The 18,459-nt window shown below is 58.5% G+C and carries 14 protein-coding genes and 1 tRNA gene; 6 read left to right on the top strand and 9 right to left on the bottom strand.

The features are described 5' to 3' along the window. Window positions 1–26: 26 nt before the first annotated feature. The 3 genes from ACR0J4_RS00690 to ACR0J4_RS00680 all read left to right on the top strand — a co-directional run bounded on the left by ACR0J4_RS00690 (window position 27) and on the right by ACR0J4_RS00680 (window position 3,085). Complete coding sequence (locus tag ACR0J4_RS00690) at window positions 27–362, top strand: SMR family transporter (protein WP_170458169.1); 336 nt, start codon at window positions 27–29, stop codon at window positions 360–362. Window positions 363–438: 76 nt separating this feature from the next. Then, window positions 439–2,256 carry a translational GTPase TypA gene (typA, locus tag ACR0J4_RS00685; protein WP_170641564.1) on the top strand — a complete coding sequence of 606 codons (1,818 nt, stop codon included), beginning with the start codon at window positions 439–441 and terminating at the stop codon, window positions 2,254–2,256. 289 nt (window positions 2,257–2,545) lie between these two features. Continuing rightward, on the top strand, window positions 2,546–3,085 hold the full coding sequence (locus ACR0J4_RS00680) for a hypothetical protein (protein ID WP_480668271.1): 540 nt from the start codon (window positions 2,546–2,548) through the stop codon (window positions 3,083–3,085). Between the two features lie 121 nt (window positions 3,086–3,206). Here ACR0J4_RS00680 and ACR0J4_RS00675 read toward each other — a convergent pair whose 3' ends face one another. The 4 genes from ACR0J4_RS00675 to recA all read right to left on the bottom strand — a co-directional run bounded on the left by ACR0J4_RS00675 (window position 3,207) and on the right by recA (window position 8,376). Next, window positions 3,207–3,830, bottom strand: a complete 624-nt coding sequence (locus ACR0J4_RS00675; protein ID WP_170641560.1) for a transglutaminase-like cysteine peptidase — start codon at window positions 3,828–3,830, stop codon at window positions 3,207–3,209. Window positions 3,831–4,169: 339 nt separating this feature from the next. Further along, the gene (locus tag ACR0J4_RS00670) at window positions 4,170–4,457 is read right to left on the bottom strand and encodes a DUF1330 domain-containing protein (RefSeq protein WP_170641558.1); all 288 of its coding nucleotides are present in this window, start codon (window positions 4,455–4,457) and stop codon (window positions 4,170–4,172) included. Next, a complete protein-coding gene (alaS, locus tag ACR0J4_RS00665; protein ID WP_170641556.1) occupies window positions 4,458–7,130 on the bottom strand; it encodes an alanine--tRNA ligase in 2,673 nt (890 codons plus the stop codon). Between the two features lie 178 nt (window positions 7,131–7,308). Beyond that, a complete protein-coding gene (recA, locus tag ACR0J4_RS00660) occupies window positions 7,309–8,376 on the bottom strand; it encodes a recombinase RecA (RefSeq protein ID WP_170373677.1) in 1,068 nt (355 codons plus the stop codon). Window positions 8,377–8,568: 192 nt separating this feature from the next. Between recA and ACR0J4_RS00655 the strand changes: the two genes are divergently transcribed. Then, on the top strand, window positions 8,569–9,162 hold the full coding sequence (locus ACR0J4_RS00655) for a sulfotransferase family 2 domain-containing protein (RefSeq protein ID WP_170641554.1): 594 nt from the start codon (window positions 8,569–8,571) through the stop codon (window positions 9,160–9,162). Between the two features lie 3 nt (window positions 9,163–9,165). Here the strand turns inward: ACR0J4_RS00655 and ACR0J4_RS00650 are convergent, their stop codons facing one another. From ACR0J4_RS00650 to guaB, 3 genes are all read right to left on the bottom strand, one after another. Next, window positions 9,166–11,457 (bottom strand): hybrid sensor histidine kinase/response regulator, encoded by a 2,292-nt coding sequence (locus tag ACR0J4_RS00650; RefSeq protein WP_170641552.1) that lies wholly within the window; start codon window positions 11,455–11,457, stop codon window positions 9,166–9,168. Window positions 11,458–11,563: 106 nt separating this feature from the next. Then, on the bottom strand, window positions 11,564–12,721 hold the full coding sequence (locus ACR0J4_RS00645; RefSeq protein WP_480668270.1) for an RsmB/NOP family class I SAM-dependent RNA methyltransferase: 1,158 nt from the start codon (window positions 12,719–12,721) through the stop codon (window positions 11,564–11,566). A gap of 75 nt (window positions 12,722–12,796) precedes the next feature. Next, a complete protein-coding gene (gene guaB, locus ACR0J4_RS00640) occupies window positions 12,797–14,245 on the bottom strand; it encodes an IMP dehydrogenase (protein ID WP_170641984.1) in 1,449 nt (482 codons plus the stop codon). Window positions 14,246–14,464: 219 nt separating this feature from the next. Between guaB and ACR0J4_RS00635 the strand changes: the two genes are divergently transcribed. Further along, complete coding sequence (locus ACR0J4_RS00635; protein WP_170641549.1) at window positions 14,465–16,510, top strand: ASKHA domain-containing protein; 2,046 nt, start codon at window positions 14,465–14,467, stop codon at window positions 16,508–16,510. A gap of 22 nt (window positions 16,511–16,532) precedes the next feature. Further along, window positions 16,533–17,390, top strand: coding sequence for a class I SAM-dependent methyltransferase (locus ACR0J4_RS00630; protein ID WP_170641546.1), 858 nt, complete (start codon window positions 16,533–16,535; stop codon window positions 17,388–17,390). A gap of 10 nt (window positions 17,391–17,400) precedes the next feature. On the opposite strand, the gene ACR0J4_RS00625 is transcribed toward ACR0J4_RS00630, so the two are convergent. Continuing rightward, window positions 17,401–17,474: transfer RNA gene (locus tag ACR0J4_RS00625), tRNA-Gly, on the bottom strand. A 64-nt stretch (window positions 17,475–17,538) separates the two neighbouring features. Beyond that, the gene (locus ACR0J4_RS00620) at window positions 17,539–18,366 is read right to left on the bottom strand and encodes a polyphosphate kinase (protein ID WP_170641544.1); all 828 of its coding nucleotides are present in this window, start codon (window positions 18,364–18,366) and stop codon (window positions 17,539–17,541) included. Between the last annotated feature and the right edge of the window lie 93 nt (window positions 18,367–18,459).

Here is an 18,459-nt window from a genome sequence, read left to right as displayed (position 1 = left end):
TGATTTGCATGCAAGAGGTTGAGATCATGCCCAAAGCCTACCTGATCCTGCTGATGGCCGTCTTTGCCGAAACCGTAGGCACAACGGCCTTACAGGCCAGTCAGCAATTCTCGCGCTTCTGGCCTTCGGTTCTGGTCGTAGTTGCTTATGGGTTGGCGTTTTACCTGTTGGGATTGACGTTGAAATACATGCCGGTGGGCATCGTCTATGCGATCTGGTCCGGGCTTGGGATTTTCTTCATCGCAATCATCGGCTTTGTGGTGTTCGGGCAAAAGCTCGACCTGTGGGCGGTTCTCGGGCTGACCCTGATATTGGCCGGAATCCTGATCATTCATCTGTTTTCAAAGACCGCAGGCCACTGAACGCCGGTTTGGGCTGGTATATTGCGTCAAGCCGCGCTATGCGCCGGGCAACTTCCCGTTCAAAGGCTGACCTCTCATGGACCTGCGCAATATCGCAATCATCGCTCACGTGGACCACGGTAAAACGACCCTGGTGGATGAGCTGCTCAAACAATCCGGCGCGTTCCGGGAAAATCAGGCCGTGGCGGAACGCGCCATGGACAGCAACGATCTTGAACGCGAGCGCGGCATTACCATTCTGGCCAAGGCGACCTCGGTCGAATGGAAAGGCACGCGCATCAATATCGTCGACACCCCCGGCCACGCCGATTTTGGCGGCGAGGTTGAGCGCATCCTAAGCATGGTGGACGGTGTTGTCCTATTGGTTGATGCGGCTGAAGGCCCGATGCCTCAGACCAAATTCGTGACTTCCAAAGCGCTGGCATTGGGCCTGCGCCCCATCGTGGTCCTGAACAAGGTCGACAAACCCGATGCCGAACCCGACCGTGCTTTGGATGAGTGTTTCGACCTCTTCGCCAACCTCGGCGCAGATGACGATCAGCTGGATTTCCCGGCCATGTATGCCTCGGGCCGTTCAGGCTGGGCGGATATGGAGCTAGACGGGCCGCGCAAGGACCTGACCGCGCTGTTCGATCTGGTCGTCGATCACGTCCCGGCCCCCAAACAGGCCGAAAAGAAGGACGAGCCGTTCCGCATGCTGGCCACCACCTTGGGCAGCGACCCGTTCATCGGCCGCATCCTGACGGGTCGTGTGGAAAGCGGTACTCTGAAAGCGGGCGACAGCCTCAAGGCGCTCAGCCGCGATGGCTCGCTGATCGAAAACTTTCGCGCGTCGAAAATCCTGGCCTTCCGCGGTCTGGCCCAACAGCCCATCGATGTGGCCGAGGCCGGTGACATCGTCACTATCGCAGGCATGAGCAAAGCCACCGTTGCCGACTCGCTGGTGGCCCCTCAGGTCGAAGAGCCCCTGCCTGCGCAGCCCATCGACCCACCGACCATCACCGTGACCTTCGGCATCAACGACTCGCCTCTGGCTGGTCGTGACGGCAAGAAGGTGCAATCTCGCGTCATCCGTGACCGTCTGATGAAAGAGGCGGAATCCAACGTTGCGATCCGTATCACCGACACGCCGGGCGGAGAGGCGTTCGAAGTGGCCGGTCGTGGCGAATTGCAGATGGGCGTTCTGATCGAGAACATGCGCCGCGAAGGGTTCGAACTCAGCATCTCGCGCCCGCAGGTTTTGTTCCGCGAGGAAGACGGTCAACGGCTGGAGCCCGTAGAAGAAGTCACGATCGACGTGGATGACGAATATTCGGGCGCGGTCATCGAAAAGATCACCGGTGCGCGCAAGGGCGAGTTGGTCGAGATGCGCCCCGCCGGTGCCGGCAAGACCCGGATCATCGCGCATGTACCGTCCCGTGGCCTGATCGGCTATCACGGAGAGTTCCTGACCGATACCCGTGGCACCGGTGTTCTGAACCGCGTATTCCATGGCTGGGCCGCACATAAAGGTCAGATCCCGGGCCGCCGTGCAGGCGTTCTGATCTCGATGGAGAATGGCCAGGCCGTTGCTTACGCCCTGTGGAACCTCGAAGAGCGTGGCCGCATGTTCGTTGGCCCTCAGACCGATGTTTATCAGGGCATGGTGATTGGTGAGCATTCTCGCGACAACGATCTGGAAGTGAACCCGCTGAAAGGCAAGAAATTGACCAACGTGCGGGCCAGCGGCTCGGACGACGCGGTGCGCCTGACGCCCCACATTCAGTTCTCGCTGGAAGAAGCCATCGCCTATATTGATGACGACGAACTCGTCGAGGTGACGCCCAACGCAATCCGTCTTCGCAAGCGATTCCTTGACCCGCATGAGCGGAAACGGATGGCGAAAGCCGGATAAAACGCCGTTCTCGATTGGGAAACAATGCCATTTTTGTGACATTATTTCCTCAATCCTGAAAAATGGTATTCTAGGAAAGGTCAGCCCTCGGCTGGCCTTTCTTATTGGTTTTTCATGATTTTTGTGTTTTTTTCGGTCCTTTGGCAATCTCGCCAAGTGGGCGCCAACTTGCAAGTTCGACCTTAAAAAGGTGTAATCTTGTTCAAAGTGTGACGTCGTTCATACAAGCCCATTTGGTTTTGGTGCATAAGTTCGACGCAGAGATTAACGAGTACCGAGGAGTTCCATCATGGGCATCCATTCCAGCAAACTAAAAGTAATCGCCGCAGCTGTTGCCGTTCAAATGGTAGGCGTTACAGCCGCACAAGCCGCATGTACCGTCTCAACGGCACGTCAGGCAGCAAGCTCGCCCGAGATCCTCTGCGAATGTGACGCCGTCACATCGGGTATGATCCGCTACATTCAGCGTCGCGCCGATTTCGGCAACTTCCTGGCCCGTACCGGCGCGGAATGCCCGCAACTGGCCGCGCTGCTTTCGGACTTGCCGACCGCATCCACAGGGTTCGCTGATCAAAGATCCGGGGATGGCAAACCTGATGGAAATCCCGGTACTACGGGTGGTCCGTCTGGAAATCCTCCGGGTGACGATGGCGGTCCCGACGGCAAAGGCGGCGACGACGGCAAAGGTGGCGACGACGGCAAAGGTGGCGACGACGGCAAAGGCGGCGACGACGGCAAAGGTGGCGACGACGGCAAAGGTGGCGACGACGGCAAAGGTGGCGACGACGGCAAAGGTGGCGACGACGGCAAAGGTGGCGACGTCACATAACAAATTCTGAGGTTTCTGATCCTGCTTAGAACACAATTCCAACTGCAGGTTTGTTGTGCACTGCGAGAATCCAAAAGGGCGCCCAAGCAGGCGCCCTTACCTCATCAGACTGTAGATTTGGTCAACTATTCCCGTAAACCCCAACCCAACGGCGCGGCCGCTTTGGGTCTTGCATCCTCAGAAACAGATACCGGGTCGCTTTCCACGGTTTGATGCTGTTTGTCAGGTTGTCCAGAACCAGATCTCCCTGAGCTGATCGATAGACCAACACAGCATGCGCGTTCCGACGCGTATCCAGAACAGTCGCAATCAAAAGCTTGCTCGGATCAATTCCTGCTTTGATCAGGTTCCGCTTTTTCAACAACGCAAAGTCTTCGCAATCACCGCCGCGTGTCGTCGGCAAGGCCCAAAACTCACGCTGTCTGTATTGCGATTGGTCTGTAATTGCACGGGTGGACGCGTTGACTTGCAAGTTCACTCTCTTGACGATCTGCATTTCCTGCTTGCTCGTCAACGAGGCCGCTCTTTGGCCTGAACAGGCCCAACTGTACTGACGGCAAAGCTGCTGCGCTCCGGACGGTGGTGGAGAGGCTGAAATCGCAGTGATGAACGCGCCCTCTGTCGCCTGCGCCACAGAGGCGGTGAAAAACGACGTCAGGACTAAAGCGCAAATCCCAACGGAGCGCCCTGAAAATCTGGCGACCGACCGAAGACCCGCCGAAAAACCTACTGCCGAATATTTCATACCCGTTCCTCAATCCATGTTGCCCGCGTGAGTCCGGCCAATCAGGGTGTCGAAGTTTTCCGACTTTAACCGCAAGTGGCTCTGGTGACGCAATCAATGTTGAGGATCAGGGGTAAAAAAGGCGGAAATTCGTAACATTCCGCGGCAATTTCGGGCAAGAATTGAGGGCAATCCGCCACATTTATGACTGGGTCAGAATGCGGAAACGCCGCAACTAATTGTTTTTATGCTGCTTTTGAAAGCAATACGGCCTCCAAGAAAGAACTGGAAGCCGCGCAGAATTTCATGTGCTGGTTTTCGCCGAAACCGTCAATTCGACCCGGCTGAAACAGCTGATTCTCAATCGGAGATTTCAACAACGACCAATTCGCGCTCACTTGCCCCGCGGGCGTGATCGAGCGCTTCTTGGTAGGCGGCGGAGTTATAGCATTCGACCGCGGCCTCAACCGAAGGGAAACGTGCAACCACATTGCGCGGACGTTCCTTCCCCTCGAGCTGAACATAACGCGCGGCACGCGCGATGAATTCTCCGCCATGTTGAGCGATAGCGGGCCCCGCCAGCTCGGCGTATTTTCCATAGGCCTCAGTGTCAGTCACCGTGACATGTGCGATCCAAAGAGCAGTCATTTATCCCTCCAATACCTGTTCGGCGGCTTTGATCGCCGCATCTGCGTTGGCCGCGTCTTTGCCGCCACCTTGAGCCATGTCCGGGCGACCACCGCCGCCCTTGCCACCCAGTTCCACCACTGCGGCTTTGACCAGATCAACGGCAGAAACCGTGTCGGTCAGGTCCGCCGTGACCCCAGCCGCGACGGCCGCTTTGCCGCCTGTATCCGCGATCAACAGAACCGCGCCAGATCCTAGTCGGCTTTTGTGCTCGTCAATCAAGGCCGGAAGATCCTTGCCGGACACACCGCTGAGTGCCTGGGCCAGAAACTTGACGCCATTGACCTCGGTCGCTTCCGCGCCGCCGCCCTGTCCAGCCCCTCCGGCCATAGCGAGATCCCGGCGCAGCTGCGCGACTTCGTTTTGCAAGGCTTTCCGCTCATCAAGCAGAGATTTCACACGGGACACAACGTCATCCGGCTGCGCTTTCAGCTCTAACGCGACCTGTGCCAATCGGTGATCCTGCGCGGACAGATAGCGGAAGGCTTCATCGCCCGTCAGCGCCTCAATTCGCCGGACACCCGCACTGCTTGCACTGTCGCCCAGCACAACGAACGTTCCGATATCGCCGGTCTGGCGGACATGCGTGCCACCGCAAAGTTCAACGGACCAGGTCTCACCATCCTGGCCCTTGCCAGTCGGCGCCTTGCCCATCGAAACAACGCGAACCTCGTCGCCATATTTCTCACCAAACAAAGCCTGAGCGCCCAGCTCACGCGCGTCATCCGGCGTCATGATCCGGGTTTCAACGCTCGAGTTCTGGCGGATGAAGTCATTCACCTCACGCTCGACCTTTTGGATTTCCTCCAGCGTCAAGGCTTTGGAATGGCTGAAATCGAACCGTAAACGATCCGAGGCATTTAACGAACCCCGCTGCGCCACGTGGTCGCCAAGCGTTTCGCGCAGGGCTTCGTGCAAAAGGTGTGTGGCCGAGTGGTTGGCACGAATGGCCGAACGGCGCGTATGATCCACCTCCAGCTCAACCGCGTCTCCCTTGGACAGGGTGCCATGGTCCACGGTCACCTTGTGTGCATAGACTTTGCCATCAGCGAATTTCTTGGTGTCTTCAACGCGGGAAATATCTTCGTGCGCATCAAGGCGGCGCAGCTCACCACTGTCGCCGACCTGACCACCGGCCTCGCCATAGAACGGGGTTTGGTTCACGACGACCCAGCAACTGCCACCCTGTTCGATCTTGTCGACCAGAGCGCCATCGACGATCAGCGCCGCGACCTGAGCCTCGGCTTTTTCGGTGTCATAGCCCAGGAAATCGGTCGCGCCAGCGCTGTCGGCCACGTCAAACCAAACCGCCTGATCCGCAGCCTCGCCGGAACCGGCCCATGCCGCGCGGGCCTTGGCTTTCTGCTCTGCCATGGCCGCATCGAACCCGTCAGTATCGACGGTCCGGCCTTTTTCCCGCAGGGCATCCTGGGTCAAATCGAGTGGGAACCCATAGGTGTCATAGAGCTTGAACGCCGCATCACCGGACAAAGCAGCACCGTCGGGCAAGCCTGCGACCTCGTCATCCAGCAGTTTCAGGCCGCGATCCAGCGTTTGCTTGAACCGTGTTTCTTCCAGCAGCAGAGTCTCTTCGATCAAGGCCTGCGCCTGCCCCAGTTCCGAGTATTGAGCGCCCATCAGCTGTACGAGTGAGGGCACCAGCCGGTGCATCACCGGATCCTTCGCGCCCAAAAGATGCGCATGACGCATGGCGCGGCGCATGATCCGGCGCAGAACATAGCCACGCCCGTCATTGCTGGGCATCACGCCATCGGCAATCAGGAATGAAGTAGACCGTAGGTGGTCTGCGATCACGCGGTGGTGGACGTTCTGATCGCCATAAGGATCAACGCCGGTCGCGTCCGCCGAGGCCTCTATTAGTGTTTTGAACAGGTCGGTGTCGTAGTTGTCATGGCTTCCCTGCAACAGCGCGCCGATCCGCTCCAGCCCCATGCCGGTGTCGATCGACTGCATGTCGAGTTCCACCATTGAGCCGTCCTCGAACTGCTCGTTCTGCATGAAAACGATATTCCAAATTTCGATGAACCGGTCGCCATCTTCATCGGCCGATCCCGGAGGGCCGCCCCAGATGTGATCGCCGTGGTCATAAAAAATTTCGGTACATGGCCCGCAGGGTCCGGTCGGCCCCATCTGCCAGAAATTGTCGCTGGTCGCGATGCGGATGATGCGATCTTCAGGAACGCCGACTTTCTTCCAGATTTCAAAGGCTTCGTCGTCGGTGTGATAGACCGTGGTCAGCAGACGGTTTTTGTCGATGCCGAATTCCTTGGTGATCAACTCCCACGCGAAGGGAATCGCGTCGTGCTTGAAATAGTCACCGAAGGAAAAGTTCCCCAGCATCTCAAAGAAGGTGTGGTGGCGCGCCGTATAGCCCACATTGTCGAGGTCATTATGTTTGCCGCCAGCTCGCACACACTTCTGCGCGGTGGTAGCACGCTGATAGTCGCGGGTTTCGACACCGGTGAACAGGTTCTTGAACTGCACCATGCCCGAGTTCACGAACATCAAAGTCGGATCATTGCGCGGCACCAGAGGGCTGGACGCCACCACTTCGTGCCCCTGCTTGGCAAAGTAGTTCAGAAAGGTCGATCGGATGTCGTTCAACGTTGGCATAGGGCTCTCTCAGCGCGCAATCATAATGGTCTGCGCAGGTTTATCGCCGTGCCCGCAGAGTGTCCACAGCATTGACCTTCCAAACGAAACAAGGCGGCCCGATAGACCGCCCTGTTTAAGTTATTCTCAGCACTGTCGGAGCGCCGGGAGATTTCTGGTGTTCCCTCTCGCGCGTTCCTTAGGCCTCGAGGATATCGTCATCCTCGGCCGCTCCGGGCGGCATGTCGAAGTCCAGACCATGGGCCGCGCGGATCTTGTCCTCGATATCCAAAGCGATCCGAGAGTGATCGCGCAGATACTGCTTTGCATTCTCACGACCCTGCCCGATCCGCTCATCCCCGTAGCTGAACCACGAACCCGACTTCTCGACCACACCGGCTTTGACGCCCAGATCCAGCAGCTCTCCCATTTTCGAGATGCCTTCGCCATACATAATGTCGAATTCCACCTGTTTGAACGGAGGGGCCACCTTGTTCTTAACGACTTTGACACGGGTCTGGTTGCCTACCACTTCATCCCGGTCTTTGATCGCGCCGATACGGCGAATGTCCAGACGAACCGAGCTGTAGAATTTCAGAGCATTACCACCGGTTGTAGTTTCCGGGCTTCCAAACATCACGCCGATCTTCATCCGAATCTGGTTGATGAAGATCACCATACAATTCGAACGGCTGATCGAGCCGGTCAGTTTGCGCATCGCCTGACTCATCAGACGGGCCTGAACACCGACGTTGCTGTCGCCCATGTCGCCTTCCAATTCGGATTTCGGCGTCAGCGCCGCCACCGAGTCGACCACGACCATATTAACCGCGCCAGACCGGACCAGCGTGTCGGTAATCTCCAGCGCCTGTTCGCCGGTATCGGGCTGCGAGATCAGCAGCTCATCCAGATCAACGCCCAGCTTGCGGGCATATTGCGGGTCCAGCGCATGTTCTGCGTCGACAAACGCACAGACACCGCCGCGCTTTTGCTGTTCGGCAATACAATGCAGGGTCAGCGTTGTTTTGCCTGAGCTTTCAGGCCCGTAAATCTCAACAATCCGCCCCATCGGCAGACCGCCAATTCCCAGCGCGATATCCAGACCCAGAGACCCGGTCGAGCTCGCCTCGATATCCTGCTTGGCATCCTCGCCCAGCTTCATGATCGAGCCTTTACCGAATTGCCGTTCGATCTGGGCCAGCGCGCTATCGAGCGCCTTTTGCTTGTCCGCGTTTTTCTTGTCGCTCATCGTCAGAAGATCCGCCATTGTCCTGTCGCCTTCCCTTTTGTCACACCCTTCGCCGGGCGGCAATCGCTGCTTTGTTCGCCTCTTGTTCCTTATGGGACCAAAAAGAGAACATTTCAACTAAAACTTACACAAGTTACTCTTGGCCAATTGTGTTAAAGATCCGTTTACGCCAATCTGCCACCTTAACGACGATTGATATGGGGCCACTAAATGCTTGTTTTCTATAAAGAACGCCTTGCGTTTTTATCTGTCCCCAAAACCGGAAGCACCGCATATCACTCGGCCTTGAGTGCCCGCGCCGACCTTGTGATTACCCACCCGCCCGAGCTGAAACACGCGCCGGTGCGCCGATATGACCGTTTTATTCAGAACATGTTCCGCAAAATGTACGACACCGAGATGGAGATCATGGCCGTCGTCCGTGAACCCATCGACTGGCTGGGCAGCTGGTACAGGTTTCGTCGGCGCGAAGATCGCATCGGGCATCCGCATTCGACGCGGGATCTCAGCTTTGATACGTTTGTGCAGGCCTATATGCAGACCCCTCAGCCCGAACTTGCGGATGTCGGCAGTCAGAGCGAGTTCTTCCGCACCCGCAACAATGGCGTCGGGGCCAGCCATGTTTTCAAATACGACCATCAGGACAGAATTGTCGATTTCCTACAAAACAGGTTGAACTACGAATTCTCATTGCAGCGCGAGAACGTCTCACCACTCGCAGAAACACCTCTGTCTTCTGAAACCGAAGCAGCATTCCGCAAGCACTCGAAGGCCGATTTTGCGGTCTATGAGGCGGCGCAATAGCCGTCAGTTCATCTGCTGGAAAACGGCCTCGGTCAACTGTGTCAAAGAGAAGGGCTTTGGCAAAAAGGTCGAATTAGGAACCTGAGGACCCGAGTCGCCAAACGCGCCCTCGGTATAGCCCGAGACGAACACGACCCGGACATCGGGCCGCGTATCCATGGCCTTGGCAACCCAGGTGGGGCCGTCCATTCCGGGCATGACCACATCCGTTACGAAAACGTCCACGTTCAGGTCGGAATCTTCCAGCAAGGTCAGGGCGTCCTCGGCGGATTCGGCCTCGAGCACCGTATAGCCTTTCAGGCGCAACGCGCGGGTTGCGAAGGCGCGTACCGGCGCTTCGTCTTCGACCAGTAGCACCACGCCCTCGCCCTGACGCGCGGTTTTGGAGTCTGGAACATCTTCGGGCTGAACCTCGATGGGTTTCGCTTCGACAGAAACCGGCAGGAGCAGCGAAAACTCGGTACCGCGACCGACAGCGCTGTCGACAAAGATGAATCCGCCCGTCTGTTTGACGATCCCGTAAACGGTGGAAAGGCCAAGCCCGGTGCCCTCGCCCGTGCGTTTGGTGGTGTAGAACGGCTCGAACACTTTTTGCAGCTTGTCGGCGGGAATACCAACGCCGCTGTCGATCACCTTGACGGTCATGTAATCACCAGGCGGAACTGTGGCGCGGTCGCGGCGCAAAGGCTCCATCAGGCTCAGCACCTCGGTTTCGATGCGAATCTCACCGCCCTCGGGCATCGCATCGCGCGCATTGACGACGAGGTTCATCAACACCTGCTCCAACTGCCGTTTGTCTGCACGCACGGGCTTGAGGACAGGATCATGGCTGAGGGTCAGTTGTACTTTCTCACCGACCAACCGGTTCAACAGATGGATGAGGTCCGAGATGGTGTCGCGCACGTCCAGGACCTCGGGCTGTAAGGTCTGTTTGCGCGAAAAGGCCAGAAGCTGGCTGACCAGAGCCGCCGCGCGGTTGGCATTCTGATTGATCTGAACGAGGTCACCGTAGTTGGGGTCGTTTTGATCATGGCGCAGCAGCAGCAGGTCGCAATGACCTGAAATCGCGGTCAAAAGGTTGTTGAAATCATGCGCAACCCCACCGGCCAGCTGACCGACAGCCTGCATTTTCTGGCCCTGAACAAACTGCGCTTCGAGCGTTTTCAGCTCGGTTGCGTCGTTCAAGACCGCGACAAGGTGGGTTTTCCCGTCGATCTGAACCCGGTCCAGAGTGACCTGCACGAACAACTCTTTATCATCGCGCGTCAGTCGCTGGAATTCCGACCGGGCGACATCCTCGCCCGATGCCGTTTGGGCCAGCCATTCCAGTATCGGGTGGCTCAACCCCTGCAGGATTTGGTCAATATTGGTCTCATTCAGGCAAAGATCACCCAATAGCGCCAGCGCCATCTGGTTTGCCTCCAGTATGGTCCCCTCGGGCGTCATGCAAATGATCGGGACGGGCAGTTCGGCAAGTGAGGATCCATGCTCGGGTTGGACAGGCTGAGAAACCGGCATCAAAACAAGGTGCCGTTCCGCCCCCGACGCCGATACGCCAGTGACCGCGACGCGTCTTTCCCCCTCAAAAGCAGGGACCGAGCAGATCTGACCATCATGGGGCAATCCGTTCGGAAAGATATTGTCAATCGAACCCGGTACCGTGCTAAAAAAGGCCCTTGCGGCGGTATTGAGGTTTAATAATCGCCCACCCCGACCGATGGTCAGTACGGGAAGGGCGATTTTATCCCACTGCCCTTGGCGACCAAGTTTGAACCGCCAGCAGAACATATGGTCTCCCAATCGAACAACCGAAACCGGGATATTCTCGCCAACTGTGATGATGTCCTCATCCGCTGAGCCATTTGCTTGGGCCAGTGTCTGCAACCTCAGTAGAAGGCTCGACGGGTTGGCGAAGACCGAGCGCAGAGCCTCGGGCAGCGTTGCCTCCGGGCCGGCTTTTAACTGTTGGCGCGCAATTGGATTGGCGACCAGAACAGTGCCCTCTTCATCGGCAATAACGCTTGCGCAATCGTCGTGATCTACAAAAGCAGCCAGCACGTCAAGGGTTTGATGAGCAGCTTTGTCGGCAAAGAGGCCCCCGATCAGAATCCAGAGAGTCGCAAACAGGACCGAGACTCCTACGACGATCATGCCCTGCGTCCAGTCCGCAGGCACCCGGCCCGTATATGGCGCCACGTATAAAAGACCGGCCAGTCCAACCAACGCCAAAACACGCGCAGCTGACGGCGTTCTACGCGAGCGGGAACCGAAGAACGGATATGTAGAATCGGACATGGACGACCCGGGTAGCTTTTTTGAGAGCAATAACGATCCAAAATAGTTAATGCCCGCTTAACAGAGTTAAGGGGCTACGAAAACTACCTTAGGTTGTTTTGCGTGGCTACTTTGTCAGATGCGCAGTGAAAAACCCGTCAACGCCATCCGTGACACGCCAATTCCGTTGCAGCGTCGCCGTCCATTCGGGGTTCTCCGACACAAAGCTTTCGACAACCCGCGCGTTTTCGTCCTGAAGCATCGAACAGGTAGCATACGCGAGAAGGCCCTCGGGATGAACCAGTGGCGCGACCTCACCCAGAATCGCACGTTGCAGCTTGGTCAATTCGATCAAACGCTCTTCGGTCAGGGACCATTTTCCGGCCGGAGCGCGCCTCCAAGAGCCACTGCCCGAGCAAGGTGCATCGACCAGTACGATGTCAAAGGGCGCGAAACCGGCTAGTTCCGCGGTCTCAACGCAGGTTACTCTTACGCCCGCGCGGCCAGCGCGGTTCGGCAGGTCCTGCATGCGCTTCGGGTTGATGTCATGCGCAAACACCTCGACTCCTTGATGAGCCGCAAGGGCCAGCGATTTCCCACCACCGCCGGCACAATAATCAAGAACGCGCAGACCGGGTTTGAGCGGTAAAGCCGCCACAACCGCCTGACTGGCTGCATCCTGTAGCTCGACCAGACCGTCTAGATAAGCCCGGCTTTGCGCCACCTTGCGTGCGCCCTCAACGACGGTCAGAGCCGTCTCGCAGGCGGGATGGAGTTCAGCTTGAACCCCGTCAGCCGCCAAAGCACGGGCCGCGCCTTCCACGTCTGTCTTGCGCAAATTGACCCGCAGATGCACCGGAGCGCGGTTTTGCAGCGCCGCCGCGGCCTCCTTGGCTGCATCCCCCAAAGACGCCGAAAACCGGGGCCAGAGCCAGTCTGGAATATCAAACTGCTCGGCCAGTGACAGGAAATCCCGACCCTGCTCAGAGGCTTCAATTGGCGCAGGCGCGTGGCGTTCGCCGGTGAAGAGAGTGTCAGGCGCCTGGCCCGCAGCACGCATCGCTCCGATCATCAGGCCGCGACCCGTTTCAGCCCCTCCAAGCGCCGCAAAGGACCGTTTGCAGCGCAAGACCGTAAAAACGTGATCCCGCACCGCTGCGCGATCCTTGGAACCCGCGAACCGGCTGCGCCGCGCCCACCCAGTCAGGGCTTTTTCAACGGGCGCGCCGTCCAGAATCTGGTCAAGGATCTCGATTGAGGCCTGAACACGGGCTGCCGGGGTCATCTTTCCCTCCGTCGGGTTTTCCAGGAACGCAAAACGGCGCCCGCGTCGGGGCGCCGCCTGCAACAGATCACCAGATCACATGATCCGGTAGTTCGGGCTTTCGCGCGTGATCTGCACGTCATGCACGTGGCTTTCTTTCAGACCCGCCCCGGTGATTTTGACGAAATTGCAGTTCTTGCGCATCTCTTCGACTGTGGCACAGCCGGTATAGCCCATGGCCGCGCGCAGACCGCCGACCAGCTGGTGAACAACCGCTCCAGCAGAGCCTTTATAGGGCACCTGCCCTTCGATCCCTTCAGGCACCAGCTTGTCATTGGCGGCATCCTTCTGGAAATAGCGATCCGCCGAGCCGCGCGCCATTGCACCCAAGCTGCCCATGCCACGATAGGATTTGAACGAACGGCCCTGATACAAGATCACCTCACCCGGGCTTTCATCCGTACCCGCGATCATCGAACCGACCATGGCGCATGACGCACCCGCCGCGATGGCCTTGGCGAAATCGCCCGAGAACTTGATACCACCATCGGCAATCACCGGCACATCTCCGGCGGCTGAGGCGCAGTCCATGATCGCCGTCAGCTGAGGCACCCCGACACCGGCCACCATCCGAGTGGTACAGATCGAGCCCGGCCCGATACCAACCTTGATCGCATCCGCACCCGCGTCAATCAGCGCTTTGGTCGCATCCGCGGTGGCGACGTTACCTGCAATGATCTGGACCTCGTTCGACAGCGTTTTAGCGCGCTTGACCGCCTCCAGAACACCTTCGGAATGGCCATGCGCGGTATCGACGACGATGATGTCGACACCCGAGTCGACCAACAGTTCCGAACGCTCAAACCCCGCATCCCCGACCGAGGTCGCGGCGGCAACGCGCAGGCGTCCCAGGTGGTCCTTGCAGGCTGTCGGGTTCAGAACGGCTTGTTCCGTGTCTTTCAGGGTCAACAGACCGGTCAGCTTGCCCTCACCATCAACGACCAGCAGTTTTTCGATCCGGCGGGCGCGCATCAGGGATTTGGCCTCTTCCAGATCGGCGGGCTCCTGCAGCATCGCCAGATTGTCCGAGGTCATCATGGCCTTGATCGGCGTGTCATCCGACGTGGCAAAGCGCATGTCCCGGTTGGTCACGATGCCGACAACGCGGCCCTGCTCATCCACGACCGGAAAGCCGGTGAAGTTGTAGCGCAGCACCAACGCCTGCGCGTCTGCTAGCGTCTGATCGGCGCGCAGCGTCACTGGGTTGTAGACTATGCCCGATTCGAACCGCTTCACCCGGCGTACCTCGCGGGCCTGTTCCTCGACCGAGAGGTTCTTGTGGATCACACCGATCCCACCGGCCTGCGCCATGGCGATGGCCATACGCGCCTCGGTCACCGTATCCATGGCCGAGCTGAGCAGCGGGATGTTCATGGAAATCTGGCGCGTCACACGCGTCGTCGTATCTGCCGTTGCAGGCAGCACCGAAGATGCGCCCGGAACAAGAAGTACGTCGTCAAAGGTAAGTGCCTCACGAATCTGCATCATCAAACCCCATGCAAAAGCCCGTTTGGCGGTGACCCTATTGCATGGATTGACCCGAAGGAAAAGCCCCAGAACCCAAGTTGTTTGTCCTTGGGTAGGAATAGCAGGTCACAAAACGACGCTCGTTGTACAAAACGTGCCGCTGTCAGGGCTTTCCCTTTGTGAATAAACTCATATCTTCCCCGGCATACGCGCGAACACTTTAAAGGCAGGCCGACCATGACCACCGACCCCCTTGTCGTCTTTACCCCCTCGGGCAAACGCGGGCACTTTCCCGTTGGCACCCCGATTCTGACCGCCGCCCGACAGCTTGGCGTCGATCTGGATTCGGTTTGCGGGGGGCGCGGCATCTGCTCGAAATGTCAGATCACGCCTAGCTACGGCGAGTTCCCCAAGCACGGCGTGACGGTCTCGGAAGACGCGCTGAGCGAATGGAACGCGGTCGAGCAGCGCTATGACGACAAACGTGGCCTGAAACCCGGTCGTCGTTTGGGCTGTCAGGCCTCGGTTCAGGGTGATGTTGTGATCGACGTGCCGCCCGAAAGTCAGGTTCACCGTCAGGTTGTCCGCAAGGCCGCAGCTGCGCGCGCCATCACCATGGACCCGGCCACGCGGCTATATTTCGTCGTAGTCGAGGAACCCGATATGCACTCGCCCACCGGCGATCTGGAGCGTCTGGAACGTGCCCTGCGCGAGCAGTGGAAGATCGAGGCCGTCACCGCCGATCTGTCCCTGATGTCGAAGCTGCAACCGGTTCTGCGCAAAGGCAAATGGGAAGTCACTGTCGCCGTTCACAAAGGTCATAAGGACCCGGTGGCCCGCATCATCGAAATCTGGCCCGGCCTGCACGAAAGCGGGCTTTATGGTCTCGCCATCGACCTTGGCTCGACCACGGTTGCGGCGCACCTGACCGATCTGGAGACAGGTGAGGTCAAGGCATCCTCGGGCCTGATGAACCCTCAGATCCGCTTCGGCGAAGACCTCATGAGCCGCGTCTCCTACGCCATGATGAACCCCGGCGGCGATCAGGAGATGACCAAGGCCGTGCGCGAGGCGATCAATGATCTGACCACCTCGATCGCGGAAGAAGCCGGAATTGACGCCAGCCTGATCGTTGAGACGGTATTTGTTTGTAACCCGGTCATGCACCACTTGCTGCTGGGTCTGGACCCGGTCGAACTGGGGCAAGCTCCGTTTGCGCTGGCGACTTCGGAAAGCATGTCCCTGCCCGCGCGTGAGATGGACCTGACCACGATGAACCCGCGCGCGCAGATCTACATCCTGCCCTGTATCGCCGGTCACGTGGGTGCCGACTGCGCTGCCGTTGCCTTGTCGGAAGAGCCCGGCAAGTCCGAAGATCTGGTGCTGATCGTGGACGTGGGCACCAATGCCGAGATCCTGCTCGGCAATACCAGCCGCGTTCTGGCCTGCTCGTCTCCTACGGGGCCTGCGTTTGAAGGCGCGCAGATCAGTTCAGGCCAACGCGCCGCGCCCGGCGCGATTGAGCGGATCGAGATTGACCCTGTTACGAAGGAGCCCCGCTTCCGCGTGATCGGGTCCGAGAAATGGTCCGATGAGGACGGCTTTGATCAGGACATCGCAACCACCGGCATCACCGGCATCTGCGGCTCGGGCATCATCGAGGCGGTGGCCGAAATGCGCATCGCCGGCCTTTTGGACGAAAGCGGCCTGATCGGATCGGCCGAGCAAACCGGCACGCCACGCTGCGTTCCTGAAGGGCGCACACACGCCTATCTGATCCATGATTCCAGCGCGGAAGGTGGCCCTCGGATCACCGTCACCCAAGGTGATATCCGGGCCATCCAGCTGGCGAAATCGGCGCTTTATGCCGGTGCGCGCCTATTGATGGACGAGATGGAGGTCGACCGCGTGGATCGCGTGGTTCTGGCCGGGGCCTTTGGCGCACATATCTCGACCAAACACGCGATGGTTCTGGGCATGATCCCGGATGCACCGCTCGATAAGGTCTCTAGCGCGGGCAACGCGGCTGGTACCGGCGCCCGGATTGCACTGTGCAACATCGGCTCGCGCGCCGAGATCGAGCGTGTCGTCCGCGAGATCACCAAGATCGAAACCGCCATCGAGCCGAAGTTCCAGGACCACTTCGTTGCCGCCAACGCGATCCCGCACAAAACGGACCCATTCCCGGAACTCGCACAGGTCGTCACCCTGCCCGCACCGTCCTTTAACACCGGTGGCGGCGATGAGGAAAAGACTGGCCGCCGCCGCCGCCGGAGGTCATAGTTCCCCTCAAAAGGGGGCTGCCATGCTGAACATCAACGGTGATCAGGAAGAGTTCTGGGGCAAGTCTGAAATGGGTGTCCGCTGGCTGACCTATGAAGATCAGCTGGACACCTTGTTTCAGCCCGTCCTGGAACTGGTCCTAAAACGATCTGGCCTGTCACGGGGCATGCGGATTCTTGATATTGGCTGTGGCACTGGCGCATCCGCGCTGGCCGCTGCCCAGCTTGTTGGGGCTGAGGGTGCGGTGCGCGGAATCGACATATCGGAACAGTTTCTAGAGCGCGCGCGCCAGAGGGCCAGCAATGCTGGTCTGGGCAACCTTTCGTTTCAATACGCCGACGCTCAGACCACAGAGCTTTCGCGGGGCGATATTGACGCGATGATCTCAAGGTTCGGCGTCATGTTCTTTGCCGACCCGACCGTCGCCTTCGCCAACATGGCTCGCGCCCTGAAGACCGGTGCACAGATGACCTTTGCCGCTTGGGGCGGTCTGTCTGACAACCCTTGGTTCAAAACCCCGCATATCGCTGCCACAGCGCGGCTGGGTCAGCCGCCTAAAGTTGACCGCAATGCCCCTGGGCCGCTCGCCTTCCATGACAAGGACAGAATCGCTGGTCTGATGCGCGATGCGGGGCTGGTTGATGTTCAGGTCACGACGGTTTCGCTGGTGCTAAACGGACCACTATCGGTCGAAGACGCAGCCCTGCTCTGCACCCGTGTGGGACCTGCTGCGCGTGTGGTCGCGCATTTCAACGGCACCGAAGAGGATGTGCGCGCGATCGTCGATACTGTTGCGCTTCAGTTCGAGGAGTACCTCACTTCGGAAGGAACGCGAGTCCCGGCCGTTATCAACCTGCTGCAAGCGCGCCGTTCACAATAGACATTGAAGTTGGAGCGGGTAGCGGGAATCGAACCCGCGCGTTCAGCTTGGGAAGCTGACAGGCTACCATTACATCATACCCGCCGCGAGATTTGAGATACCATCGCCACCTGAGGAACTGCAAGCGCCTTTCGGTGAGGTTTATGGATTACTCCGTCCGCGCCCGCAGAGAGTCGATCAATGATTGGTCAACATCCAAAGCCTCGCATGCTGCGTCCAAAGTCCGTTTGTCCAAATGCTGTGGGTTTAGATCTATGTCCTTTGAGAATGCGTCAACTATGGTCTGCATTGCCTTGATTCTCGCAGATTTTTTGTTGTTAGCCGGAATAACGTGCCACGGTGCAATCTCCGTTGATGTACGCGCCAGCATCTCATCGACGGCGATCCCGGCCTCGTCCCAACGCTCGCGATTGCGGAAATCCTCATAAGTCAGCTTCCAGCGCTTCAATGGGTTGCGCAGGCGTTCTGTGAAACGCGCCATCTGTTCGTCTTGTGAGATATGAAAGAACAGCTTTACGATCCGGGTGCCGTCATCAACAAGCATGCGCTCGAAATCGTTGATCTCTCGATATCCCGCGCGCCACCGTTTCTCTGGCGTGAACTTCTCGATCCGTTCCACCAGAACACGCCCGTACCAACTGCGGTCAAAGGCCGAGATTGCACCTTCGGGCGGCAAACGTTCCCAAAACCGCAGCAGATAGTGGCGGTTGAGATAGTAGTTGCGCGGCGCGCCGATCGGCCAGACTTTGAAGCTGCGCGGATCGAGCGCCTGGCTGATACGACGGATCGTGCCACCTTTGCCAGCGGCATCCCAACCTTCAAAGACGATTACGCCCTTGGTTCCATGGAAGAGAAAAGCTTGCTGAATACGCGCCAGTTTCGCCTGCAGATCAATCAGCTTGTCGAAATAGTCCTTCTTGCCCAACTTCTCACTCAGGTCTGCGTCGGCCAGTTTTGGTGGGTGATGTTTGGACATGAAAGCACCTGATCGTTGCGGAAAGGACCGCCTCAGTCTCTACAATATTACGCTTGCTGCATTGATCAGGGTCAAACGAAAAAGGCCGGGCGC

The organism is Ruegeria sp. B10 (genome assembly GCF_056539825.1).
The sequence above is the reverse complement of the archived record's forward strand: the minus strand, read 5'-3'. Positions and strand labels throughout refer to the sequence as shown.